Raw genomic sequence first — 23,536 nt, forward strand, 5'->3', positions numbered from 1 at the left:
GGCCGTCTGCTGCCTTCACCTATCTGTCGGGTGTGTTCCGGCCTGGATCAGGCCACGCCGAGCGCGGTGTAGTCGTACATGTTGTACGCCTCGCTGACGAACACGTTGGTCAGCTTCTTCGGGCGGATGAGCAGCGACTTCGCGTAGACGCCGGGGAGGATGTAAGCGTCCTCCATGACCTTCTTGTCGATCTCGCCCCAGGCCTTCTCACGCGCGGCCGTGTCGGTGTTCGCGATCGCGGCGTCGAGCATCTTGTCGACGTCCGGGTCCCGGACACTCGTGTTGGACGAGCCACCGGTCTCCCGGATGACCCGGCTGTCCACGATCTGCGACAGGAAGCCGAAACCGTCGTTCCAGTCGGCGCCCCAGCCGTTCACGATCAGACCGAGCTTGTTGCTCTTCGCGTACGGCGGGTTGCCGGCGTACTGGGAGAAGTAGTCACCCTGCGGGAACGGCTTCAGCGTGAGCTTGATGCCGACCCGGCCCAGCGACTGCTGCAGCGACTCGGCGGCCGCCTTCTCCTTCGGACGCTCGGCCCGGTAGGCGATGTTGGTCTCGAAGCCGGCCGGCTGGCCACACGCGGCCAGGGCCGCCTTGGCCTTCTCGACGTCACCCTTGCCGTCCTGCGACGGGTACAGGTCGAACTTCTGGTAACCGGGAACGATCGGCGGCATCAGCGTGGTCGCGACGTCGCCACCGGCCAGCGGGCCGCCGTACGCGGTCTGGTAGCCGGTCTTGTCGGCGGCGAACTCCACGGCCTTGCGGCAGTCGGCCTTGTCGAACGGCGCGACGTTGCCGTTGATCGAGGTGTACCAGAGGCGGGCGAGCGACGCGTTGTCCGTGCTGGCCTTCACCGTCGGGTCGCCGACCACGCGGCCCAGAGCGGCCGGCTGCACGCCGGTGCCCACCACGTCGATGTCCAGGTCACCGGAGAGAAGCCGGTTGTCCAGGTCGTCGGCGTTGACGTTCAGCTGGACCTCGAAGCGGTCCGGCAGCGCCTTACGGATCGGGTCGCTGGCCTGGTCCCAGTTCGGGTTCCGCTTGAGCGCGAAGTCCTTGCCCAGGTTGTTCGTGTCGAACATGTACGGACCGGACGAGACGACGTGCTGCTTGTAGTTGGCGCCGGTGTCCTTGGCCTCCGGCACCGGAACCGTCTGCGACAGCGCGGCCAGGTAGTCGAAGCCACCGAAGGCCTGCTTCAGGTGGAAGACGACCGTCGTGTCATCCGGGGTGGTGATCGCCGAGTCGGTGTTCACGCCCTTCGACTTGTACGGGCCCTTGTAGCCGGCCGGCAGGTTCAGGAACTGCTCGAAGTACGCGGGGCCGTTCGGGAACGTCTCCTTGTCGATCGAGCGCAGCACGGCGTACTTGACGTCGGCCGCCTTGATGACGGTGCCGTCCTCGTACTTGATGCCGGCCCGGATCTTGTACGTCCAGGTCTTGCCGCCGTCCGACGGCGTGCCGACGCCCTCGGCGAGGTCGGGAGTCAGCTCGTTGCCGACCTTGCCCGGCTGCACCTTGAAGGTGAGCAGGCTGCGGCCGTACAGCCGGAGCAGGTTCCACGAGTAGCCGTAGTAGGTCTCGCCCGGGTCTAGGGTGTCCCAGTCGCCCGAGTTCGCCATGCGAATCGTGCCGCCCTTCTTGTCAGAAGGGTTGAACACCTTGGTCAGAGCAGCATTGAACTCCGGCTTCGCGGAAGTCGTGCCGCCGTCCGAATCATCGTCAGAACCGCCGCCGCACGCGCCGGCCAATCCGAGTGCCAGGACGGCCGTCGCGGCCGCCAGCACCCTGTTCTTGCGGATCACTTGTAGCAACCTCCCTGGTGGGACGGTCCGGGTCCGGACCGCCTGGCTGGAGTAGAAGTCATGTGGCGCATCAGCGCCGGCCCTTGGGATCGAGGGCGTCTCGCAGGCCGTCACCGAAGAGGTTGAAGGCAAGCACGGTGATGAAGATGGCCATGCCCGGGAAGAACATGAAGTGCCAGATCGTGTAGAACCTGGACGCGTCCGAGAGCATGCCGCCCCAGCTGGCCGTCGGCGGGCGCACACCCACGCCGAGGAACGACAGCGCGGCCTCGAACAGGATGTTCGTCGGGATCAGCAGCGTGGCGTAGATCAGGATCGGCGCGATCAGGTTGGGCAGCATCTCCTTGAAGATGATGCGCGGCGACCGTGCGCCCAGGCTGCGGGCCGCGTCGACGAACTCACGCTCGCGCAGCGACAGGGTCTGACCACGGACGATCCGGCCGATATACGGCCAGCTGAAGAAGCCGATGATGAAGATCAGCAGGAAGATCCGCAGCCCGTCGCCGGTGAACCCGAACGCGTTGTCGGGCACCACGCCGACCAGCGCGATCGAGAAGACCAGCAGCGGGAAGGCCAGGAAGACGTCCATCGCGCGGCTGATGATCGTGTCGACCCAGCCGCCGAAGAAGCCGGCGATCACGCCGAGCGTCGTGCCGATCAGGGTGGACAGCAGCGTGGCGAAGAACGCGATCAGCAGCGAGATCCGGGCGCCGTAGACGATCCGGCTGAAGATGTCCCGGCCGTTCTGCGGCTCGACGCCGAAGAGGTGCTCGGACGAGATGCCGGTGCCGCCCTTGGGGGCCAGCGTGTTGGTGTCGATCAGGTCCTGGTGGAACTCGTTGGGCGGCGAGCCGAACCAGTCGGCCAGCAGCGGCGCGAAGATCGCGACCAGGATCAGCAGGATGACAACGATGCCACCGCCCATCGCGACCTTGTCGCGCTTCAGGCGGTTCCAGGCGATGCGGCCGAGCGAACGGCCCTCGATCTGCTTGGTCACGATCGCGCCGCCGGGCGCGGGATCGGGCGCCAGCGGGATCTGGTCTGAGACCGTGCCGGGTCCAACGACCATGAAGCTTCCGGTCCTCTCCCCGGCCACCGGCCACGGCGCCGCCGCCGTCACGGCACGAAGCCGCGAGATCGACCGGCCCCGCAGCGCGGGCAACCGATCGGTTGTTCGCGTACGTGGGGTGGTGCGGACCGCCTCGACAAGGATGGTCGTCGATGCGGACACGAACCAGCGGACGGGTTACGCCGCCGCCGTGAGAGGAACGCTCACGTAATCCCGTCCATCGGTCAATAGGCTTTCGGTCCGTTTATCGTTTCCTGGCCGGGCCGTGACGGCAGCGTGACAAAGCCCTCCGCGAACTCACGGTAACGCACAGTCGTATCGCCGAGGTGCGTTTCGGCACTTTGTGATCAACGGCCCCAACAGGACACCTACACCGCACGCCGACCTTCGAAGGCCCGGCCCAGGGTGATCTCGTCGGCGTACTCCAAGTCACCACCAACCGGAAGCCCGCTTGCCAACCGGGTCACCGCGATGCCCATCGGCTTCACCATGAGCGCCAGGTAGGTGGCCGTGGCCTCACCCTCGGTGTTCGGGTCGGTGGCCAGGATCAGCTCCTTGATCTCACCGGTGCCCAGCCGGACCATCAGCTCCCGGATCCGCAGGTTGTCCGGGCCGATGCCCTCCAGCGGATTGATCGCGCCGCCGAGCACGTGGTAGCGGCCGCGGAACTCGCCGGTCCGCTCGATCGCCACCACGTCCTTCGGCTCCTCGACCACACACAGCACCTCGCCGCCACGGCGCGGGTCGCGGCACACCCGGCACTGCTCCGACTCGGCCACGTTGAAGCAGGTCGTGCAGAAGCGCACCAGCTCCTTGACCTTGCGGAGCGTGGTGGCCAGCCGGTTCACGTCGGCCGGGTCGGCGGACAGGATGTGGAAAGCGATCCGCTGAGCCGACTTCGGGCCCACGCCCGGCAGCCGGCCCAGCTCGTCGATCAGATCCTGGATGGCGCCTTCGTACACCTAGAACCCCGGGAGCGAGAGCCCGCCCGCGGCCGGCCCCATCTTCTGGCTGGTCAGCTCACGCTGCGCCTCGGCCGCGTTGTGCAGGGCGGCGAGCACCAGATCTTCCAGCGTCTCGACATCCTCCGGGTCCACCGCCTTGGGGTCGATCTTGATCGACTTGAACTCACCCAGGCCGGTGACCACGACGGACACCAGCCCGCCGCCGGCCGTGCCGGTCAGCTCGGCGTCGGCCAGCTCGGCCTGCGCCTTCTCCATCTCCTGCTGCATCTTCTGCGCCTGCTTCATCAGCTGCTGCATGTTCGGCTGTCCACCGGGGCGCATCGCGTTGCTCCTACTCAGTCGGCACAAAGTCCCGTCCAGCGTAGTGGTCCCTGCAGCACCACCGCCGGGGTCAGCCCTGGGTTTCGCCGATCTTCTCGGCGCCGAACGCCTCGCGCAGCAGGTCCATGGCCTGTTGCTCGCTGTTCTGGCGTGCGCTCTTCTCGTCGATGACCTCGTCCAGCGGCTCGTCGCCCGGGTCGAAACCGTCGAACGGCTTGGCCGAGTCGTCGAACTCCGGGTCGAAGGGTGCTTCCTCGGTCGGTGAGCCGTCGGACCAGGCGGTCTTCGGGGCGCCCTGGCGACTGGCACCGGCGGCCGCGGCGGCACGGGCGGCGGCCAGGCCCGGGCTCGCCGTGGGGCGGGCGTCCGGTGTGGCCGCGGCGGGGGCGGCGTTGGGGCGCGATGCCTGGTCGGCCGGGCGGGCCTGGGTCGCCGGGCGGGTCTGGGTCGCCGGGCGGTTGGCTGCGGACGGCTGAGAAGTGGCGCCGGTGGCCGCGCTGCCCGCAGTGGGACCCGCGGCGGCGGCTCGGGCGGCGGCCAGGCCGCTCGAGCGGGAAGGCGGTGCGGGCTGCTGGGGGGCGGCCGCCGCGGGGGTTGCCGGGGCGGTGGTTGGCCTTGGTGGGTCGGGTGGCGGGGGTTGAGTGGGTACGCCGCCAGGGCGGGCCGGCACCGGCCACGCCTCGTCAGCCGGTGGGGCGGGGGCGGGCGCCGCGCCGCCACCGGGGCGAGCGGTCTCGGGCCAGCCGTCGTCGTCGGCGTCCGTGGTGGAAGGGGTCGCGCTCGGCTGGGCCGTGGGGGCGGCCGGGCGGGCCGGCTCGGGCCAGTCGTCGTCGGACGTAGACGCGGAGCTGGCCGCTCCCGGCTGCTCGCCGGCTGGGGCACTGCTCGCGGCGCGAACGTCTGGCGTGTTCGGCTGGGCGCCGTCATGAGTTGGGCGTGCCGACGAAGCGCCGTCATGGGATTGGCGTGCCGAACGGGCGTCGGCAGGGGTGTTGGCAGCCTGCGGTTGCGCGCCGGCACGGGTGACGGACGCCTCCGCATGGAGGCTGCCATCGGCGCCGGCCGGCCGTGGGTGAGCGCCGACCGGGGCGCCGGGCGCCTGGGGCGAGGCGCTGCCGGTGGTGGCGGGTTGCTCCGGCCGGGTGGCGGCGGGCTGCGGGGTGGCGGGGCGGGCCGGGTCAGGCCAGTCGTCGCTGTCGTCCGAGGACGGTTGCGGTGAGCGCCTCGGTGGGGACTCGCGTTGGCGGGTCGGCTGGGCGGACTGCTCGCGTGGGGCGGGGCCGTTGCGGGACGGACCGGTCTGGGGCGGGCCCTGCTGCGGCGGGCCCTGCTGGGCCGGGCCGCGGTTGGGGTTGCCGCCGGGCTGGGGGATGGCGCCGGCCTCGCCGGCCACCTCGCAGCGGATCTGCCAGCGGCCGCCCAACGCCTCGTAGAGGGCGTCGGCCAGCAGCTGAGGCTGGTCGGCGACCATCTTGGCGTGGGCCGGGAAGCGGAACGTCAGGACCACCGTCTGGCCCTCGAGATCGCGGACGGTGGCGCCGGAGGCCAAGGCGGCCAGCTTCTTGCTCTGTCGGCTGACCGTGGTGATGATCTCGGGCCACACCTCGCGGACCGCCGCGGCGGTCAACTGGCCGGGGGCACCGGAGGAGACCGGCTCCACGCCGTCGTCGGGCGCGTCGGGGAGGATCGCGCCGGGGTCGGGACGGTTCGGCGGCTGAGCGCCGCCCGAGGTACGTGCGGCCTGCGGCGGCACCGGGCGCGAGGCAGGCGTGGGCTCATCGTCGTAGGGCGGGGGTTCCTCCGGCCACTCGTCCTCGTCGTAGGCGGCGGTGGCCGGGCGCGCGGGAGGCGCCGACGTCGGCCGCGGGGAAGCCGACGCAGGCGCAGCGGAAGCCACGGCCCCGGTCGAAGCACGAGCGGCCAAAGCAGGCGCGGCCGACGAGACCGCGGGTGTCGCAGATGCCGCGGAGGGATCAGCAAGCGCCGACGGCGAGGCGGGCCCCCCGGACGCCACCGAGGAACCCGTCGGCTCGGGCTCGCTGACCGGCGCGACGGCCCCGGAGGGCGGCGCGGGAGAGACCGGAGCGGCCGGCTCGGGAAACGCAGGGCCGGCCGCGGGCGGAGCTGACACGGCCGCGGGAGAAACAGAGGCGGCGGCCGGCGTGGGCTCGGGAGAGGCGGGGCGTTGGCCTGCGGCGAGGCCGCCGGCGGGGGCGCGGCGGGCCGCGGCGGCCGCGGCGGCTCGGGCGGCGGAGATGCCACCGCTCGAGCCCGGGGCGACGGCCTGGACACCGCCACCGGCACTGGCGTCGGGGAGCGACGAAGTCGTGTCGTCCGGGCGTACCTCGGAACTGAGCGTCAGCCGCCGCTCCATGCGCTCCAGGCGTTGGAGCAGCGCGCCGTGGGAGTCGTCGGCGCCGGGGAGCAGCATGCGGGCGGTGATCAGCTCGAGGAGCAGCCGGGGTGCGGTCGTGCCGCGCATCTCGACCAGTCCGTTGTGCACGATGTCGGCGCTGCGGGAGAGCTGAGCCGGGCCGAGCCGGGTGGCCTGGGCGCCCATCGCCTCGAGCTGGTCGGCCGGGCCGTCGATGAGGCCCTTGGTGATGGCGTCGGGGACCTGCTGCAGGATGATCAGGTCGCGAAAGCGTTCGAGCAGGTCGGACGCGAAGCGGCGCGGGTCGTGGCCGGCCTCGGCGACCCGGTCGATGGTGGCGTAGGCCGCCGCGCCGTCGCCCGCGGCCAGCGCGTCGCACATCTCGTCGATCAGCGCGACGTCGGTCACGCCGAGCAGGGCGACCGCGCGCGGGTAGCTGACGCCCTCGGGGCCGGCGCCGGCGATGAGCTGGTCGAGCACGGAGAGCGAGTCACGCGCGCTGCCGCCGCCGGCCCGGACGACCAGGGGCAGGACCGCCGGGTCGACATGGACGCCCTCGGCCTCGGTGAGTTGCTGAAGGTACGGCCGGAGCACGGCCGGCGGGATCAGCCGGAACGGGTAGTGATGGGTCCGCGACCGGATCGTGCCGAGCACCTTCTCGGGCTCGGTCGTGGCGAAGATGAACTTGACGTATTCCGGTGGCTCTTCGACCAGCTTGAGCAACGCGTTGAAGCCGGCCGACGAGACCATGTGGGCCTCGTCGATGACGTAGATCTTGTAGCGGCTGCTGGCCGGCGCGAAGAACGCCTTCTCGCGCAGCTCACGGGCGTCGTCCACACCACCGTGGCTGGCCGCGTCGATCTCGATGACGTCGATCGACCCGGTGCCGTCGTTCATCAGCGACCGGCAGGACGCGCACACCCCGCACGGTTCGGGGGTGGGACCCTGCTCACAGTTCAGCGACCGGGCCAGGATGCGCGCGCTGGAGGTCTTGCCGCAGCCGCGGGGCCCGGAGAAGAGATAGGCGTGATGGAGCCGCCCGCTGCGCAGCGCCTGCGACAGCGGCTCGGTGACATGCTCCTGACCGATGACCTCGGCGAAGGTCCGCGGACGGTACTTGCGGTAGAGCGCGAGTGCCACGCCTGCCCCTTCCTCGACGACCGCGCCATTGTCCGCCGAGGGTGTGACAGAAACAAACGTGCCCGGGTGGCGACACGAAAGGACCCCCCGTGCACCCGCCAGAGCTCGCTTATCCTTGCTGCCTTCCGGCCCTGGGGAGGTTCACAAGATGACGCCGCACGAGGGGCTGCCAGCCAGCTTACCCAACGCCGACACGCACCCGCGCAGCCCTCCCACGAAACCGGGCTGCGACGGTCTGTATTCTGGCGTACGGAGGATTCGCCTAGTGGCCTAGGGCGCACGCTTGGAAAGCGTGTTGGGTTCACACCCTCACGAGTTCGAATCTCGTATCCTCCGCCAGCTTGAGCAGGCAAAACGCTAGGGTCGACCCCTCATGGGATCGACCCTTCTGCGTTGGTGGTCTCAATTTTGGTCTCAGTTGGCCGTCAGGCAGCCTCAGAGCCTTTGCCCTGCTCCCCCGGCCGGTCCGTCGACGCGCGCTCGGCTGGCTTCCAGATGAGTCCACCCACCCGCTTGGCGATGTCTGCCCGGATCGGGTCGGTCAAGTGCTGATAGCGGGCGGCCATGCTCGTCGTGGCCCAGCCCATGACGCCCATCGTGGCGCGCTCGTGGACCTGGAGGATGAGGAGCACCGTTGCGGCGGTGTGCCGGGCGTCGTGCAGGCGGCCGTCCCGGAGTCCGGCATCGCGGAGAATCTGCTTCCAATCGTGGTAGTCCGTGTTGGGGTTCAGGGGACGGCCGATCGGGGTCGCGAAGACCCATCCCCCTTCCTCCCACAGTTGAGCTGCCGTCTTGCGCTCGGCCTCCTGCTCGACCCTGTGCAGTTCCAGCAGCTCGGCAATCTCAGGAGGTAGTCCAATGCTGCGCCGGCCAGCCCGAGACTTTGTGTCGTTCGTGTCGGCCCGAGTCCTCTTCCGATTGGGGCAATAACCCGCCTTCCGCCCGCACGGCTGCTGGGCGCATCCGTGCGCGTATTTGGGACGTAGTCGGCCACGACGTACGCGGAGCGAGAAGTTAGGCAGGTCGACGTCTTCCCACTTGAGCCCGAGTACCTCTCCTTGACGCATACCGAGCGCCAGGGCCATGGCCCACCGCGCCCGATTACGGCGCTCGGAAACGCTAGTCAGCAGCCGTTGAATCTCATCCACGCTGTACGGCTCGATTTCCTTGTCGGTCAAGGTCGGAGATTTAGCAAGGGTGGCCGGGTTACGGCCGATGTGACCACGGCGCATCGCCTCGTTGAGTGCCGTTCGAATCGTCCGGTGTGCCTGGTGCGCGGTTGCAGGCGCGCTGCCGTTCTTTTGCATCTTCTGGGTCAGCTTCTCGATGTGCTCGGGTTGCAGCCGCTCCAGGCGGTGCGCACCGAGGCCGGGAATCAGGTGCACGTTGACGGCGACGCGGTATCCGTCATGCGTGTTCTCGCGCACGTTCGGCGGGACGGCGATGTTGTCCAGCCAGTACGTCAGCCACTTGGCCACTGTCCAAGTCTGACCCGCCTTGCGCACTGTCCCGGCGTCGCGCTCCCGTTCCAGGGCACGCACCTTCCGCGTGACGATCGCCTCCGACTTTCCGCGCACGTGACGGCGGTCCGAGGTGCCATCGTCCTTGATGCCGACCGTTACTCGGCCGTGCCACGAACCGTCAGTTCCCTGATAGATGCTGGATGCTCCGTTTGGCTTGCGCGGCATTGTCATTCCCTTCGATCAGGCAGCAGCGGGGAAATCTGCGGGCTGGTCCAGCAAGTGCGATAGATATTCGGCGATGCAACTGGCGGGAATGCGGCGAGATCGACCAATGGTGACCGAACGGATCTGTCCACTCATCACGAGTTCGTACATGGCGGTCCGGCCAATCTTGAGGTGCCGGGCAGCCTCGGCGACGGTGTAAACGAAGTCCATGCTCTGCGTTTCCACTTCGGCTTCCCCATTCCGATACGAGCGATGTTGCTGGGAGCGGTTTCTCATCGGCGCGGTGAGCGCCATTCGTCGCCGTGGAGCGATCCGGTGTGCCGGCCGAAGGTCGCCATGGGGAGGTGGGCTCCTGCCGGGAGCGGGCCTGACACAACTGACAGAACTGACAGAACCTCGACCGGGCTGGGGTTGTGTCACTTGTGTCAGTTCTGTCAGGGCCTTCACGCGGTCCGCCGGGCGGTGATGGAGTGCACCGTCGCGGCGGGTCGGTGGACGTCGGGGTGCACGAGGTAGCTCGGCGACGGCGGCCGGCCCCCGGCTCGTTTGGGTGCGGGCGGGTCGAGCTGGCGCAGGTAGCCATGGGCTTCCAGGACGGCGAGCACAGGGTCGAGGTCAGCCATCGTCTTGAGCTGGCTTGACTGCACGGCGCGGAACAGCTCTCGTTTGGTGAACGCCGTTGTGGTGGTGCGTTCGATCCAGGCGAGGACGTGACGGGCGTTGCGGGTGCTCTGGTCGGCTCCCATGTCGTCGAACGCGGCGAGGGCGTGCGCGGCGTAGTAGTCGCCGATCATCGCCGCGCGTTCGACCGTGTGGGCGTCGACCGGGTGCCCCCACCCGTCGCGGAGGTGTTCGGCGAGGTGGATCAGTCCGGCGATCCGCACCACGGCTCCGGTGTACTTCGATCCCCAGTCCACGACGTGCGCCCAAGCCCCGCCCGTAGCGAGCCTCGGCTCTACCGTGCGTTCGATGTCCAACACCCGCTCGTTGGCGTCCGGGGTGAGGACCAGCACGGCCGGGTCTGTCCACTCGGCGAGGGTGAGGACCAGGGCGTGCAGGTTGGCGAGGTAGTCGGCGGCGACCGGGGTAGGGATCGGGTCGGCTCCGATCTTGCGGCGGCCGACGGTGTTCTCTGGCAGGGCGAACAGGATCCGGGCGAGCAGGCCGAGACCGCGGAAGCCGGGCATGTTCGCGATGTCGCGCAGGATCTCCGGTTGGACGGCCAATCCCATGGTGAGCGCGGGTTTGTCGATGTGCTCGGTGTCGCGGGATTGGCGGCCGACCCGGAGCATGTCCCCGGCGTGGCCCTTCAGGAACACTTCGAGGTTCGGGGTGCCGGAGTAGCGGCCGGCGATGGTGGCGAAGATCCCGCCTTCCGGTGAGAGCACGGCCAGCCGGCCGCCTTGCGCCGCGAGCCACGATGTGGCGGTCTCGCTGGTCACGTCGTCGGCGATCAGGACTGGCTTGACCGGCACCGTGATGGCTTCGGCGTTCATCGCGGCGGCCGTCGCCTCAGCAATCAGCGTGTCCCGCCCGGACGGATCGGCGTTCGCTGCGGCCAGGGCGGCTTTCTCAGCTGCCTTTCCGGCGACCTTCGAGGCCAGCTCGGCTTCGATGATGGCCGGTGCGCTTCGCTCGATTAGGGTCTTCTCGGCGGCCAGGATCGGCGCGACCATCGCGGCGAACACGGCCGACTTGCGGGAGCCGGGCGGCAGGACGACGACGGTGTAGAGGTTGGTGGGTTCGCGCCACGAGCCGCGTACCTCCACCTCGGCGCGGCCACCGGCGGCGGTGGACAGGCACGCCAGGGCGATACTCCCGGCGAGGTCGACCGGGGTTTGGGTGAACTCAGCCACGGCGAACACCTGCTCGGCGAGCCAGCCGGGGAGCAGCTCGGCCGGGAACGGCGGCAGGTGCCGGCCACGGCCGAGCGGGATCAGCGCCGACCAACCACCGGGGGTATCCGCGTCGTCGAGCAGGGCGCGGCCGGTTGCGACCGCCTCGGCCGGGTCTGCGCCGGAGGTGGCGAGGGCGGCGAGTTGGGTACCGAGGGCGGCGACCTTACGGCGCTTGGCGTGCCCGGCCACGATTCCCACGTAGTGCCCGGCGTTCGCGGCTGAGGGCAGCTCGACGGTCAGCGTGTGCAGGTACGGGGCACCGCCGACCCTGCCGAGGTCGCCAGCCTCGGCAAGGTGCGCGGTGACGGTGATCGGATCGGTGGGCGTACCGGCAGCGTGCATGGCGCACATCGACTCCCACAGAACCGCGTGCGCCGGACGCCAGAAATCGCTCGGGGCGAGGGTGGCCGCCAGATCGGCCATCAGGTTGGGGGCGAGCAGGGCGGCACCGATGACGGCCTGCTCGGCGGCCAGGTCGAACGCGGCAACGTGGGTCACGCGGCCTCCTTCTTGGGTCTCGGGGGTAGGGCGATCAGCGTCGTGCGGTACGGAGGGCGGGCCGTTCGGTGCGGGATCGCAGCGCGCCGGGTCGGATGGCAACCGTGTCGAGTAGGTCGCGCATCAGCCGTAGGGCTGTGGCGAGTTGCCAGCGGGCACCGTTTTCGTTGCTGTGCAACGGGATCCGGGCGCGGATCTCGGCGTAGTCGGTGTCTCCGGCCCGGACGCGTGTGATGACGGCCCGCCCACCGAGGGCGTCGGCGATGAAGTCGGCGGAGCGGTGCTCGTTGATGCCGCAGCGGTGATCGCGGGTGCACCACTTGGTGTGCGGGGTCTCAGTCCGGTGGAGTCGGCGCATGGTCCGGGCGGCCATCAGCGGGTGCCCTTGTCGTGCAGCTCCCGCAGGCTGTTGATGATCCGGCGGCCGACCCGCAGGCGGCGGCCGTCGCCTCCGCAGCGGCGGCACAGCCCGAACGCGCGGCCGAACGGTGAGCGGTGCTTGCCGCTGCCCTTGCAGCGTCGGCAGGCTCCGAACGGCCAGAACCAGCACCCGACCGCGTAACCAAGCGTGACCAGCACGAGGGCAATGACGAGTAGGCCGGTGAGGGTGGTTTCGGGGGTCGCGGTCGCGGCGAGGGCGGGCACAGGAAGCCTCCTGGGGCGAGTTTTGGGTGTGAAGGGCTGGCGGCGCGACCCGCGACCGGTCAATGTCTGTCCTGACCAGGCCGGTCGCGGGTCGGGTCGCGGTGACGCGACCGGTCGCGGGTGGGCCGCGACCGTCAGGCGGCTTTGCGGCGGCTGATCGCGGTGTCGATGTCGTCGGCCTTGGCTCCCTTGAGGGCCTTGCCGGCGCGCTTGACATCTACGCTGCGTACACCGAACGATCGGATCTGAACCGAGACCGACTCGGCGGTGACGTCGGCGTAGTGCTCGGCGAGCCGGTCGGCGAGACGGGCCGCGATGTCCTCCCACTGCAACCCGCGCTCGGACGCTTCGAACATCGACCGGACGTCGGCGAGCACGTCGCGGGACTCCCGGGCGATGTCCTCTCCGGCGGCCATGCCGGTCAGGGTTCCGGCGGCCTCACGCAGCTTGCGGGCGGCGATGAGGATCTTCTCGGCGTCCTCTTGGTCGGCGAGGTAGGTCCGCACGGTCGGGGTGTGGTCGGACGCGCCGCGCAGGATGCCTACCCCTTTGTAGGTGGGCAGCAGGGTCGAGCTGTCGTGGCCTTCGGAGTACGCGCCGGAGCCCATCACCAGGTCGGATACCTGCCACGAGCCGGTACGGAGGGCGAAGCGGACCTGGTGGTTGTCGCGGTAGGAGATGAACTGCTGGGCGACTTGTCCAGTCCCGACACCGGACGGGCGCTGGGTGGCGTCGACGAAGATGATTCCAGCGGCCGGCGCGACCTTGACCAGGTAGACCAGCAGGCCGGCGATCTCCTTGGACACCTCGCCGAGGTCGAAGTACTCCTGGAACTCGTCCAGCACGACCATCCGCACCGGCATCCGGTACTTCGGATCACGGGCGATCTCGCGGGTGAGCTTGCCCTCGGGGCACACGTCGACCGGCAGTTCGGACAGCCGCTCGTACCGGTCCTGCACGTCGGCCTTGATCTCGCGCAGGGCTTCCAGCACGATCTCGGCCGGGTCGCCGTCGCGGGTCATCGCCAGGCCGAACGAGCACCGGTCGGCGACGAGGGCGAATTTGCGCCAGTCTGGCTTGCCGCCGCCGTCCAGGACGGTGAGCTTCACGTACGGGTCGAGCGCTGCGTAGAGAGCGAGCGTGCGGGCGGCGAACGTCTTGCCCTGCCTCGGCTGCGCGCCGATCAGCATCGACGTCCACATCAGGTCGATGGACACCTTGTTGCCGCGCTCGTCCAGGCCGAACGGGGCAGGCTGCCAGATGTCGGTGGCCTTGCCGCGCAGCAGCGGCGTACGACCGGCGCCCTGGGCGAGCGGGTCGCGGTCGGCGACCCACAACGTGTGCCGACGGTGCGAGCTGGGATCGCGGGTGATGAACACCTGCGACACGGCCACGTCCAGGCCGGAGGCGACGGCACCGCGGGCTTTGACGGCGTCGTCGAACGTCTTGCCGTACGGCAGATCGATCGACACCTGAGAGCCGGTGCCGGACGTGTCCCGGGCCATGGTCGAGCCAAAGCTGACCTGCTGGTGCGGCTTGTCCGGGTGACCGAGACCAGCGGCGTAGTAGGCCCGCAGGATGATGTCCGGGTTGACCCGGCGGAACCGGCCCGCCACGGTCGCGGGGGTGATGATGCGCCGGTCTTCCGGGCGGCCGATGTGGGCCAGGAATACGACCACGACGGCGAGGCACAGGCCGAGTGCCCAGGTGGGCGCGGTCGCGTAGAGGATCGGCCCGCCGATCGCGGCGGTCAGCAGCTCGGCGAGCAGGACCAGGCCGCGCCACATGCGGGTGGCCTTAACCTCGCGGTGGAGCTTGAGCCACATCTGCGGGTCGTTGGCGTCAGCGGCGGCCTGCCGTAGCCCGTACTGCTCGGTGACCCACCACCACTTGAGCTGGCGGCCGGTCAGCCGGAACACCCCGACGACCGCCCAGAAGGTGGCGAGGGCTGCGTACCAAGGCGAACGCAACGCGTGGAAGCCGGCGCGGTAGGCGGTCAGGTCGGCGGCCTGCACAAGGCTGTGGCGGATGTTCGGCCACGTCGACCAGTTGGCCGGCACGATCGGACGCCGCCCGGACGGCCCGGTCGGCGGGGCGTCGACCGCCATCCCGCCGCGGGTCGCGGTCTCGTCGAGCGCCACCTCGAAGTGCGTGCTCGACTCGGCGGCCGTGCGGCGGGTCCGCTCGGCGTCCAGGTTCACCACGTTGGCGTCGGTAACGTCGGCCTCGGCGGCGTTCCAGTCAAAGTTTTCGGGGTTCGGGTTGGGGGTGTTCACGGTGTCGGTCCTCCGGTCAGGCGGCGATCATGAGGGCGGCGACGAACAGGAACCGTTGGTTGGGTCAGGCGGCGGCGAGAGCAGGCGTTTCCGCAGGAACCGGGGCGGATGGTGACGCCACGGTGGCGGCAGGAACGGGCAGGTAGCGGCGCGCGGTGCTTTCGCTGACTCCGGCCTTGGCGGCGATCTGCGCGACCGGTGCGCCGGGCATCTTGGCGGCGACCTTGGCGACTTTTACGGCCGATGCCGGACGCGGGGTGACTCGCTTGGTGGGCGTCTTCTCAGCAGAGTTCACCGGCGCAGCCACCGGTTTCGGGGCGGATGATTCGGCCGGCTCGACGCGCTCGGCGAGCGGTGCGGTGCGACGCGCGGTGGCAAGCAGGGCGGCCGAGGCCATGACCATCAGGCCGTCGACGGCGACCGGACCGAGGTGCGCAGTGAGCACGTCCTCGCCATAGAACCGCAGCAGTCCGGAACCGTGTCTATACGACACGATCGCGGCGACCAGGGCGACGGGCAGCAGACCGAGGAAGCGCAGGGCTGTCCAGCGGCGACCGGTCGGCCAGGCGACACGAGCAAGGATCTCGGTGGCGACGAACAAGGCGATCGGCCAGAACACCGAGCCGATGACCGCGCCGGTCTGGGGCGTCCAGTCGGCCGAGCCATCAGCGGGTGGGACGTAGGAGTGAGCGACGTTCGCGGCGATCGAGACCGAGCCACCGAGCGCGGCACCGATGTAGGCCCAACCACGGCCCGACACGGACGGCTTGCGCATCACGCCACCGCCTTGACGTCGGCGGGACGCGCGGCCAACTCGGCGGCGATCCGGGTCACGCGGGCCTCGGCCCGGCGCAGCCGCCGCCAGTCCAGCGTCGAAGGGCCGCCGCTGGCGGTCAACATGCGGATCTCGGCGTCGACCAGATCGATGCCGGCTTCGATGAGCGGCATCTCTCGTTCGATCTCGGCAAGGTCGTCCGGTGTCGGGTCGTCCTGGGTGAACAGATGGGTCTGCACGCAAAGCTCCCCTGCGTCAATCCTTCAACTGGCTTGAGCCAGCTGACTGGCTTGAGCCAGTTTGGAGCGGAGAGGTGATCTCTGTCAAGAGCTGGCTTGAGCCAGTTGCGATACGCTGGCCGAGAGGGACCTATCCCCAGACAAGGACAGGCAGAGCCCATGAAGCAGGAGCCCGAATCCGACAAGCGACTCCCGAGCCGCCGCATAGCCGATGACCTGCGCGCCAGCATCGAACGAGGCGACCTGGCCAGCGGCGCGAAGCTGCCCTCCGAGCGCGACCTCGCCGCGCAGTACGGCACGGCACGTAACACCGCCCGCGAGGCGATCAGCATCCTGCAAGGCGAGGGCCTAGTTGTCGCTCAGCACGGACGGGGCGTCTTTGTGCGCCCGCAACAGCCGCTCATGCGCCTGGGTTCGAATCGGTACTCACGGCGTCTACGCGGCGAGACCGGCCTATCCCCGTTCCGCATCGAAGTCACCAAGCAAGGCCGTACGCCGAAGACCGAATGCCGCTCCGTGACCAAGGAGCAGGCTCCCGAAGATGTGGCCGAGCGCCTCGGTCTCGACTCCGGCAACGCCACGGTCGTACGCCGCGAGAACTGGTATTTCGCCGACGACGAGCCCGTGCAGGTCGGCGTCACCTACATCCCCGTCGAGGTGGCCGGCGACTCGCCGCTCGCCTCGGCGAAGACGCTCGGCAAGGGCAGCATCTACGCCCGGTTCGAAGAACTCGGCTACCCCATCGCCCGCATCCGGGAGGAGATCTCCGCACGGATGCCCAACCCGGACGAGATGGCCGGCCTCGGCATGCCGCCCGGCGTACCCGTCATCGAAGTCCTGCACACCGGCTTCGACGAGCAGCGCCGGCCTTTCGAGGTCACCCGGTTCGTCATGCGCGGCGACCTCAACGGCCTGGACTACGACATGCCCGTCGAAGACTGACGAAAGGCCACCCTGATGAGCCGCAGCAGCCTGGCCAGGCTCGCCCTACTCGCCCTGCTCTGGGGGTCCGGATTCCTCTGGATCAAACTCGCCCTACGCGGCTTCACCCCGACTCAGATCGTGCTCGTCAGACTCACCCTCGGCGCGCTGGTCCTCGCCCCGATCGCCCTCGCGCGCGGCATGCGCTTCCCCACCGGTCGCATGACCTGGGTTCACCTATTCGTCGCGGCGCTGGTCGCTAACGCGATCCCTTACACACTCTTCGGCATCGGCGAACGCACCGTGGGTTCGAATGTCGCGGGCGTCATCAACGCCACGACTCCGCTCTGGACGGTGCTCGTGGCGTTCCTCGCGGGTACCGACCGCTCCGTGAGCTGGCGACGCGGGATCGGCCTCGCGCTCGGATTCGCGGGCACGGTGCTCATCTTCACCCCGTGGGAGTCCGCCAACGAGATCGCCAGTTGGGGAGGCGTGGCGATCTTGGCGGCTTCGGCCAGCTACGGAGTCTCGTACGTCTACATGAGCAAATTCCTTACCAACAAAGGCATCCCGTCGATCATGCTGTCCGCGTCGCAGCTCGCGGCCGGCGCAGTTCTGATGCTGCTCGTCTTGCCGTTTGGCGGCTTGGTCGCACCGCATTGGCGTTTCGACGCCATCGGCAGTCTGGTGATCCTCGGCATCTTCGGTACCGGCCTCGCCTACGTCCTCAACTACCGTCTGATCGCCGACGAGGGGCCGACTGTCGCGTCCACCACGACGTATCTGTTGCCGCTGGTCGCGGTCGCGCTCGGTGCCTTGGTCGTCCACGAGAAGGTGACCCTGCCGATGATCGCGGGAATGATCGTCGTCCTCGGTGGCGTCGCCCTGGTCCAACGCCGGACCAGCCGAGCGCCCACCGAGACACCCAGCCACTCCGAGGCCGACACCACGACCCGCCAAGGGAAGTGACCCGGTGGTCACGGTGGATCCCCGGTTTCCACACCTCCTGAAGGATCTCCGCCATGATCGCGGCCTGTCGCTGCGGGAGCTGGCAACACGCATGCACTACTCCCACACCTACTTGTGGGACATCGAGATCGGCCGGAAGCAACCCACTTCGGAGTTCGCGCACGCGATCGACACAGCTCTGTCCGCTGGCGGAATGCTCGCGGAACTGGTGGCCGAAGATGCCGAAGATGAGCCCGCCGACTGCACTCCACTCACCGCAGCGATGCAGGTAATCGACGCGAACCGGGCGCAGGTCGCAGACATTGCTCGGCTGAGCTGGTCCGCGCCCGGCGACATTCAGGCACGCGCCGAGGCAGCCCAGTGGACCCAGTTCGCCAGGTGGCTCTATGACACCTTCGTCAGCAACCGTCCGGCGTTACGGCGACTCGGAGCGCAGCGGTATTCCCGTCGGATGCGTGAAGACACTGGGGCGTCGCCTTTCCGGATAGAAGTCAGCCGCCAGGGCCGAACTCCCCACGCTGAATGCCGCTCCGTCACGCAGCAGCCGGCGCCACCCGACGTCGCCGATAGGTTGCTGATCGACCCGCACACCGTGGTCATCTGCCGCGAGAACCGGTACTACGCCGACGACGAGCCCGTCCAGAACGGCACCACGTACATCCCGATCGGTGTCGCTGGCAGCGACTCGCACGTCACCACCAAAGCGCTCGGACGTGGCTCCCTCTACTCCCGCTTCGAAGAACTGGGCTACGACGTCGCCCGCATCCGGGAGCAAGTCACGACCCGCCTACCGACGCCGACCGAGTCCGCAAGCCTGAAGATCCCGCCAGGTGTGCCAGTGCTGGAGATCATGCACACCAGCTACGACAAACAAGATCGGCCATTCGAAGTCACGTGCTTCACGATTCGAGCCGACCTCACTGTCCTCGATTACGAGATGACTGTGGACGGTTAGGCCATCGTCCGCCACCTCTTAGCTGACAGCCAAAACGGCCCACACCGCCAGCGGTCGGAGACGATTGGCGGGCCGTAAGTGATGCACCTAGGCGAGATTAGGGGCCGACTCCGATGATGCGAAACGAGCTGATCATGCAGCTCATTGCCCTGCCCGAGGACACGCCCATCGGCGTGCAAATCGGTGACCAACACGTCGATGCCGTCCGCCTAGCGCCATGGGGCGACGAAGGCTTCGTAGACCTCCAATGCCACTTGTCTGATCTGCTCGACGTCCTCCTGGAGTGGAATCTGCCAGCCCATCAGCGGGAGCAGATCATAGCTGCTGCCAACACCGTTGGACCGTCAAGCCAGCGCTCGGCAATGAGCGAGTTACTTGCGGCGCAGCATGCCAGAAGTCTGCAACACGAACCAGGTCGGTGGCTCCTACCCGGCACTCCGCCTTGAAGACAGAAGACGTACATGCAAGTCCGGAAGCGCCACACGCGAAAACCACCGATGCCGCGCACATACCAGAAGTCGACGACGCCGAATAGGCCGCCATACCTGAGGCCAGAAGCCAGTGAAAACTTTGGATCACCGGCCGCGCCTCGCACGACTCTGACCAAGTGACCCTCGGCATGGTTCCACGTTAAACTGGCATCGCCGTAGCAAGCGACTGAGATATTGCAGCTCCGTCTGTCGCGGCTGATGTCCGCTGCTTGGTGGCCTCGATCACGACCTCAGTCCGCATCCTCGCGTTGATCCCACCACCGCCTGTCGGCGGCGGAAGGTATCGGCTTGAGGCCGGAATATCGCGCGTTGTCGTTCGCAGTTGCTCGAAACCTAGCGCGTTGAGAGAGTCTATATACATTTTTGCATTATCGACTCGGACGCCTTTGAGGTTTGAGTTGCCGACCACAAGAACTACGCGACCACCAGGACGAAGTACACGATTCATCTCTTCAGAAACGCTTACGGAGTCGCGTAGATATCGTCGTATGAAACCTCTGATACGCGACGGCAACTCTGTGCCGTCCTCGGTGCTCAAATAACACGCGTCGTCCACGGTCAAGTCAGCCAAACCACGTTCTGTTCCGATGCTAGCAGCCCTGATGTCTCGGGCCTCACTAACCGCCAATCCCAGCCAGACAAGACTGAGCCGATGGCCTCGGAGATAGTCAAGCGCGTTCAGATAGGGCGGCGAGGTAATAATGCAGTCAACAGAAGCGGATGCAATATCCGGCAGATCTCTGCTGTCGCCTCGCTTTACATCGGCAGATCCATGCAAGGATTCGGTCGACATCCGCCGACAAACCTCCCTGACGCTCCGCCGGAAGTTGGCAACCACGTCGAAGTCGCTCGCGTCCGCAACTTTGTGCGGCCTGCTGTGAGAGACATCGCGGGCAAGCGAAGCTCCCTTATCCTTCGTAACAATGATTCGGCTTAGAGCGAGGCGCAATGCGTCGCGCGATGACGATCGAGATTTCCAGAGCGTCCAGGAAATTCTAGTAAGCTGCTCAATCTGGTTAGGCGCAAACCAAAAGCGGATGAAATCCTCTGTCTCGTCGTCGATCCACGGCAGCGAGTCAGATACTCGCCGTCCGGTAAGCACCTTTGACGACCGCTCGATAACGACTTCCGAGTCGTGGATCACACGCTCGGTTGACAATGGAGCTGTCCAAACCTTGGCCATAAGTACCGCCAACGGATCGATATCGCGGCCAACGGCATTCAGACCGGCCTCAACGGCAGCCCGAAGCACCGTTCCCGATCCGCACATTGGGTCCAAAAGCATGCTCCCGGACGGAAGCTGCCGTGCGATCCCAGTGGCGATATCCGGTGCCATACGCGCCGGGAAGGGGTGGATTACTCGCATCGTCCTTATTTCAGTTCGGGCAATGAGGAAGCGTCAACGCCAAACATGTCACGCAAATTGCGCTCCATCTCTGCGACGACCTGCGCGGCCGTCGCATGTAGGCGCACTTCGCCGCTCACGTCGACATCGAGCCACCTAGGTCCAACGATCGTCCTGACAGCTTCGAGGGACGTTCTAAGCTTCTCGGGCTCAAATTTTCTGAGCTCTGGATCTATGTAGCGAGCCACCGCGACGTTTGGCGTTGCGAGCGGATCGCGCTTCGCCTCGTCCAGAGTCTGGAGCAACCTCAACAGCGGCACTCTCGGCTCAAGCTCCGACAGCTCGTGCTCAAGCTGGTTTAGCCAAGATTCCACCTCGGGCACAGTATGACAGGTATCGAAAAGAGTGCGAAGGCGTGTCAGAGTTACGCCGTAGCGGTAGTGTAACTCAACTACTCTTCGCAAGTGCGCCACCGTCAGAAGGGTAGCCGGCATGCCTTTTTCGACCGCTAGGCGAATCTTTCTATTGATTTTCGAACTGGGATCAGCGGCACCCTCATACCCCACAGCCAAGAAGAATCCATATTGAGCCGACTCGGTCTGCCTGAAGTCGTCCAAGCTCCCCAAATCGATTTTGGATGCCGCAACCGTTGGGCTATTCGTTTGCTTGGAGTCATAAACAATTTTGAAGTCTGCGAGTGACGGCCCGACCGCTCTACCTAGACGAGCATAGAGAACACCATCAGGGCCACCCTTGCTGCCGCCGCGTCGCTCGTATTCGAACCCAAGCACACGGAACGCCATACCAGTCGCGCGCTCTAGTGCTGTCTCATGGGCCATCGCTGCTTGAAGCTGGCGGATCACCTCTAGCGCGGTCGAGGGCTGGTCGCCGGCCATCAGGCGCAGAATGCGGTCTCGGTCCGCCATTAGGTTGCCGATCAAACTCGGATCTAATCCGTACGCCTGTAACGCGGCGTCTACTAACAGTTCAGACGATCCGAAGAGTTGAGCTCCGGCGGTGTTGCGGCCAGAAGCAATTATCTTCTCGACGAACGGGTGCTCAGTATTCACTATGAGTGTTCGACTGTCAGGGAAATATCGCACCGCGCGACCTGATGGTCCCAGCTTTTCGAGAACAATCTTAGAGAACGCCCCCTCATTTAGAGAGGCTGCATACTCTTTGACCCAGACGGCGCGCTCTTCTTTATCTAGACCCTCTAGCGTTTCAGGTTTTGCGAAGTAGAAAGACTCGCTGTCTCGTTCCGCTACCGCCTCCACGCTTTCGATTAAGGGTTCCGTCACGTAAGCGCTCGGACCCTTCTTCAGCAGTAGACTGACGTCATCTTCTCCGCTTTCGCTTTTCAACCACTCTGTATATGCATGCCGGCATACATTGAACACTCGGTGCATGTATACCCGAAGAAGGCGGATCGGGTCGCTTTCTCGTACACCTTCCCGGGAGGACAGCAAATGTTCTCTCAGGCCGTCCGCTGTGATGGTCATCGAGAAGCGTGACCACGCGGCGTGGTTTAGGGCCTCGATCCCAAACAGCTCGTCTTCAAGATTTATGATTCGCCCTCGGACAGTCACAAAGAAGCCATGACTGCGGTGACGCTCGTCGGACTTTCCCTCAGTAAGGCGCTTTTTGAAAATCAAGGCAGCGCCCTGAATATCGCCTTCAATTCCAGGGATGGTTATTCCTTTTTTGGTGATTCCGAATCCTAGCTCGCTAGCTACGGGATCATCTCCACCGATGGCATACTTCCGCAGAGGTGGAATGTTCTCTTTGCTTGAGATCAGATCCTGCCCGTTAAGACGGATTCTAAACTGACTATTTAATGGGATCCCGGTACTTAGAACCCAGCCGAGCCGACCTGTAGATAGTTTGTCGTAAAGATTCTTAAAGTCAGACAGGGCTGCAACGGTCCAGCTCTTGGCCGCGGCCGGTCCAAAGAGCACTGAGAAAGCCTCGGGATCACGGGCGCGGATGGGTTCAAGCAATCGAAGCGCCTGGGCCTCTTCGAGTACACGCATGTCCAAATCGACAGGGTTCACATTGTCGTACTGGTGAACCGCGTCTAGCCTACGGAAGTTCATTGAGGTCATCCGGATGACCCCATCGACCTTGCTGACATGGGTCAGGCGCCAAGCCAATACATAAGCGGCCAGCTTTCCGATGCCGAACTGGCCAATCGGTAACCTTTTTCCTTGCGACACTTGCGTGACGGCCTTTTTCGGAGAATCGGCCACGCGCCACAGATCTTCGAAGCCTTGCGCGCTGAGGCCGGATCCGTCGTCGACTACCCAAAGCGGCTCGACCGGGATGTGCTCTACACCACCCGCGGCCGTGCTGACTGCTTCCTCGGTGTTCGTCTCCGCGCCTTCAGGAAGGAGAACAAAGACGCGGCTCGCGCCAGCGTCATACGAATTGCTGACCAGTTCCTCAACAGCCTTATGGGGACTCTGATATAGGCCTTCAGAGAAGAGTCTGATGATCTCGTATGACAGCCTTACCGGGATGATCTTTGAGCCCTCGACGTCGCGCTCAAGAGCCTTGATCACGTCGTCGGTGGTCAGCGACACCGCAGGCTCTTCTACCGACTGAGTTGGAATCCGATGCGTCTGCGCCTCGCTCGCTGACATGACGAGAGTTTAGGTCCTTCCAACGCTGCGCAGCCAGGGACACACAGTCCGTCGTCATTGGACCTTCGTCCAATGTGCAGCTTGATCGTTCCGCGAGCAAGGGTCCCGATCGTGCAGGCCGGGCACGGTACCACGGGCCACTGGAGAGTCTCGGACGGTCCACGCAAGTCCGCTGTAGATGCTCTTTATTGTCGCGTTCCAGACAGAGACAGATGGCTATGCAAGGCAGAGACGAGTCTGGCCTGGGCGTCTCCTCGCGACTCTGTGTGGCGGAGACAAAGATCAATAGGACCGTCAGCCGGGGCAACGATGGTCGCCCATCGATTCTGTCAACCTTGTCAGCCAGGCTCTGCGGGACACGAGTGGATCTCTCGAAATGGATCAAGCTCGCCGCATCGGAGCATGTCGCCGTGCTGTTCGCGGACGTCAGGAGACAGCGAAGGGGCGTCGCCTGCATGGTCGGCGCGGCCGACGGGTCGCCTGAGCGACGCCTCGCCGATTCGACCTGCGGACGGCCCCA

19 protein-coding genes, 1 tRNA gene and 1 other RNA gene are annotated in these 23,536 nt (G+C 66.6%); 4 read left to right on the forward strand and 17 right to left on the reverse strand.

Going from position 1 to position 23,536, the window contains the following annotated elements; all coding sequences use genetic code 11:
- Positions 1-47 precede the first annotated feature (47 nt).
- The 6 genes from AB0M54_RS04850 to ffs all read right to left on the reverse strand — a co-directional run bounded on the left by AB0M54_RS04850 (position 48) and on the right by ffs (position 7,845).
- Complete coding sequence (locus tag AB0M54_RS04850) at positions 48-1,805, reverse strand: ABC transporter substrate-binding protein (RefSeq protein WP_364469107.1); 1,758 nt, start codon at positions 1,803-1,805, stop codon at positions 48-50.
- A 70-nt stretch (positions 1,806-1,875) separates the two neighbouring features.
- A complete protein-coding gene (locus AB0M54_RS04855; protein WP_364312980.1) occupies positions 1,876-2,874 on the reverse strand; it encodes an ABC transporter permease in 999 nt (332 codons plus the stop codon).
- A 368-nt stretch (positions 2,875-3,242) separates the two neighbouring features.
- Complete coding sequence (gene recR / locus AB0M54_RS04860; protein WP_364312977.1) at positions 3,243-3,836, reverse strand: recombination mediator RecR; 594 nt, start codon at positions 3,834-3,836, stop codon at positions 3,243-3,245.
- Positions 3,837-4,136, reverse strand: coding sequence for a YbaB/EbfC family nucleoid-associated protein (locus AB0M54_RS04865; RefSeq protein ID WP_364316973.1), 300 nt, complete (start codon positions 4,134-4,136; stop codon positions 3,837-3,839). It abuts the gene before it with no gap.
- 94 nt (positions 4,137-4,230) lie between these two features.
- Positions 4,231-7,674: a DNA polymerase III subunit gamma and tau gene (locus tag AB0M54_RS04870; protein WP_364469109.1), complete on the reverse strand. Its 3,444-nt coding sequence runs from the start codon at positions 7,672-7,674 to the stop codon at positions 4,231-4,233.
- 75 nt (positions 7,675-7,749) lie between these two features.
- Positions 7,750-7,845: signal recognition particle sRNA small type (gene ffs, locus AB0M54_RS04875), an RNA gene on the reverse strand.
- 80 nt (positions 7,846-7,925) lie between these two features.
- Here ffs and AB0M54_RS04880 point away from each other — a divergent pair.
- A tRNA-Ser gene (locus AB0M54_RS04880) sits at positions 7,926-8,013 on the forward strand.
- 86 nt (positions 8,014-8,099) lie between these two features.
- On the opposite strand, the gene AB0M54_RS04885 is transcribed toward AB0M54_RS04880, so the two are convergent.
- From AB0M54_RS04885 to AB0M54_RS04920, 8 genes are all read right to left on the reverse strand, one after another.
- Positions 8,100-9,362 carry a tyrosine-type recombinase/integrase gene (locus AB0M54_RS04885; protein ID WP_364469111.1) on the reverse strand — a complete coding sequence of 421 codons (1,263 nt, stop codon included), beginning with the start codon at positions 9,360-9,362 and terminating at the stop codon, positions 8,100-8,102.
- A gap of 15 nt (positions 9,363-9,377) precedes the next feature.
- Positions 9,378-9,656, reverse strand: coding sequence for a helix-turn-helix domain-containing protein (locus AB0M54_RS04890; RefSeq protein WP_364469113.1), 279 nt, complete (start codon positions 9,654-9,656; stop codon positions 9,378-9,380).
- A gap of 149 nt (positions 9,657-9,805) precedes the next feature.
- Positions 9,806-11,758, reverse strand: a complete 1,953-nt coding sequence (locus AB0M54_RS04895; protein WP_364469115.1) for a DUF3987 domain-containing protein — start codon at positions 11,756-11,758, stop codon at positions 9,806-9,808.
- A gap of 34 nt (positions 11,759-11,792) precedes the next feature.
- Positions 11,793-12,131 (reverse strand): hypothetical protein, encoded by a 339-nt coding sequence (locus AB0M54_RS04900; protein ID WP_364469117.1) that lies wholly within the window; start codon positions 12,129-12,131, stop codon positions 11,793-11,795.
- Positions 12,131-12,403 carry a hypothetical protein gene (locus AB0M54_RS04905; RefSeq protein WP_364469119.1) on the reverse strand — a complete coding sequence of 91 codons (273 nt, stop codon included), beginning with the start codon at positions 12,401-12,403 and terminating at the stop codon, positions 12,131-12,133. The genes AB0M54_RS04900 and AB0M54_RS04905 overlap by 1 nt, the downstream gene beginning before the upstream one ends.
- Before the next feature lie 134 nt (positions 12,404-12,537).
- Positions 12,538-14,679, reverse strand: a complete 2,142-nt coding sequence (locus AB0M54_RS04910) for a cell division protein FtsK (protein WP_364469121.1) — start codon at positions 14,677-14,679, stop codon at positions 12,538-12,540.
- Between the two features lie 64 nt (positions 14,680-14,743).
- Positions 14,744-15,454, reverse strand: coding sequence for a hypothetical protein (locus tag AB0M54_RS04915; protein ID WP_364469123.1), 711 nt, complete (start codon positions 15,452-15,454; stop codon positions 14,744-14,746).
- Positions 15,454-15,693, reverse strand: coding sequence for a DUF6284 family protein (locus AB0M54_RS04920; RefSeq protein ID WP_364469125.1), 240 nt, complete (start codon positions 15,691-15,693; stop codon positions 15,454-15,456). Before AB0M54_RS04920 ends, AB0M54_RS04915 begins: the two co-directional genes overlap by 1 nt.
- 159 nt (positions 15,694-15,852) lie before the next feature.
- Here AB0M54_RS04920 and AB0M54_RS04925 point away from each other — a divergent pair, with 159 nt between their 5' ends.
- Genes AB0M54_RS04925 through AB0M54_RS04935 form a run of 3 tightly spaced genes read left to right on the forward strand, consistent with a single transcriptional unit; the run spans position 15,853 to position 18,538 of the window.
- Positions 15,853-16,635, forward strand: coding sequence for a GntR family transcriptional regulator (locus AB0M54_RS04925; RefSeq protein WP_364469127.1), 783 nt, complete (start codon positions 15,853-15,855; stop codon positions 16,633-16,635).
- 15 nt (positions 16,636-16,650) lie between these two features.
- Positions 16,651-17,583 (forward strand): DMT family transporter, encoded by a 933-nt coding sequence (locus AB0M54_RS04930; protein ID WP_364469129.1) that lies wholly within the window; start codon positions 16,651-16,653, stop codon positions 17,581-17,583.
- A 4-nt stretch (positions 17,584-17,587) separates the two neighbouring features.
- Positions 17,588-18,538: a UTRA domain-containing protein gene (locus AB0M54_RS04935; protein WP_364469131.1), complete on the forward strand. Its 951-nt coding sequence runs from the start codon at positions 17,588-17,590 to the stop codon at positions 18,536-18,538.
- A 301-nt stretch (positions 18,539-18,839) separates the two neighbouring features.
- Here AB0M54_RS04935 and AB0M54_RS04940 read toward each other — a convergent pair whose 3' ends face one another.
- The 3 genes from AB0M54_RS04940 to AB0M54_RS04950 are packed head-to-tail and all read right to left on the reverse strand — an operon-like array spanning position 18,840 to position 23,016.
- The gene (locus tag AB0M54_RS04940; protein WP_364469196.1) at positions 18,840-19,133 is read right to left on the reverse strand and encodes a hypothetical protein; all 294 of its coding nucleotides are present in this window, start codon (positions 19,131-19,133) and stop codon (positions 18,840-18,842) included.
- 35 nt (positions 19,134-19,168) lie between these two features.
- On the reverse strand, positions 19,169-20,395 hold the full coding sequence (locus tag AB0M54_RS04945) for a hypothetical protein (protein ID WP_364469133.1): 1,227 nt from the start codon (positions 20,393-20,395) through the stop codon (positions 19,169-19,171).
- Positions 20,396-20,400: 5 nt separating this feature from the next.
- Positions 20,401-23,016, reverse strand: coding sequence for an ATP-binding protein (locus AB0M54_RS04950; protein ID WP_364469135.1), 2,616 nt, complete (start codon positions 23,014-23,016; stop codon positions 20,401-20,403).
- Between the last annotated feature and the right edge of the window lie 520 nt (positions 23,017-23,536).

The organism is Actinoplanes sp. NPDC051470, assembly GCF_040682035.1.
Classification (GTDB): Bacteria; Actinomycetota; Actinomycetes; order Mycobacteriales; family Micromonosporaceae; genus Actinoplanes.